Genomic DNA, 1,685 nt, shown 5'->3' on the forward strand with positions numbered 1-1,685 from the left:
GGCCCCGGGGGGGTGCGCGGGTATCGCGCCCGGGGCCGGGCTGCCGCTGGTGGTGGGCGACCTGCGGGCCCGCGGCAGGGTCACGGAGGTCATCGAGCGCTACCGCGCGCAGTTCCGCCCCTCGCCCGGCGGCTCGGAGCCGTACGTGGTGGTCTCGGGGACGGTGGCCGTCGCGCCGACCGAGGAGGCCGCCCGGCGCATCCTGGTCCCGGAGGCCTGGTCCCTCGCCCACTCCCGTACCCGGGGCAGCTTCCCGCCGCTGCGCCCGGCGCAGGAGATCGAGGCGCTGGCCATGACCCCCAAGGAGCGGGAGCTGTACGAGGGCGCGCTCACGGGGCACGTCCACGGCACGGAGGAGCAGGTCGCGGCGCAGCTGGCCGAGGTGGCCGCCGGGACGGGCGCGGACGAGCTGCTGGTCACCACCTCCACGTACGACCGCACGGCGCTGCTGGACTCCTTCGAACGGCTGGCCCGGGTGGCCGGGCTCTGAGCCGGGGCGACCCGTAAACTGGGGCGAATGCACCACTCCACTGTGCCCGAGGCCGACCGCGACCCCTTCGTACGGGTACGGGGTGCCCGGGAACACAACCTGCGCGGTGTCGACGTGGACGTCCCGCGCGACGCGCTGACCGTGTTCACCGGGGTCTCCGGCTCCGGGAAGAGCTCCCTGGCCTTCGGCACGCTCTACGCCGAGGCCCAGCGCCGGTACTTCGAGTCGGTGGCCCCGTACGCCCGCCGCCTGATCCACCAGATCGGCGCTCCGAAGGTGGACTCCGTCACCGGACTGCCGCCGGCCGTCTCCCTGGAGCAGCGGCGCTCCTCCCCCGGGTCGCGGTCCTCGGTCGGGACGGTGACGCTGCTGTCGAACTCCCTGCGGATGCTGTACTCCCGCGCCGGGACGTACCCGGCGGGTGCCGGGCGGCTGGACTCCGACGCGTTCTCCCCCAACACGGCGGCCGGAGCCTGCCCTTCCTGCCACGGGCTCGGCAGGATCCACCGCACCAGCGAGGAACTCCTCGTGCCGGACCCGGGACTGTCGATCCGTCAGGGCGCCGTCGCCGCCTGGCCCGGGGCCTGGCAGGGCAAGAACCTGCGGGACATCCTGGAGGTGCTCGGCCACGACGTGGACGCGCCGTGGCGGGAGCTGGCGGCGAAGGACCGCGAATGGATCCTGTTCACCGAGGAGCAGCCGGTGGTCACCGTGCACCCGGTACGGGACGCGGACCGGATCCAACGGCCCTACCAGGGCACGTACATGAGCGCCCACCGCTATGTCATGCGGACCTTCGCGGACAGCAAGAGCGCCACGCTGCGCGCCCGCGCGGAGCGGTTCCTGGCCGATTCCCCGTGCCCGGTGTGCGAGGGGCGGCGGCTGGGACCGGCGGCGCTGGCCGTGACGTACGCGGGCCGCACGATCGCGGAGCTGGCGGCGCTGCCGCTGACCGCCCTGGACGGCGTACTGGCCGCCGCGCCACCGGACGGGGAGGCGGCCCGGGTGCTGGCGCAGGACCTGCGGTCGCGGATCGGGCCGGTCCTGGAACTCGGGCTCGGCTATCTGAGCCTGGACCGGACGGCGCCGACGCTGTCGGCGGGCGAGCTGCAGCGGCTGAGGCTGGCGACGCAGCTGCGGTCCGGGCTGTTCGGGGTGGTGTACGTACTGGACGAGCCGTCGGCCGGGCTGCACC

General features: G+C 74.7%; 1 protein-coding gene and 1 pseudogene. Both read left to right on the forward strand.

The genetic code is table 11. The annotated features are described in order from the left end of the window. Positions 1-490 (forward strand): LLM class flavin-dependent oxidoreductase (locus tag ACFXA3_RS42175; RefSeq protein ID WP_385196769.1); only part of this gene is annotated, 490 nt, incomplete at its 5' end. A 27-nt stretch (positions 491-517) separates the two neighbouring features. Then, a pseudogene (locus ACFXA3_RS42180) lies at positions 518-1,685 on the forward strand (ABC transporter); the annotation flags it as partial.

It is taken from the genome of Streptomyces sp. NPDC059456 (assembly GCF_042750055.1).
GTDB lineage: Bacteria > Actinomycetota > Actinomycetes > Streptomycetales > Streptomycetaceae > Streptomyces.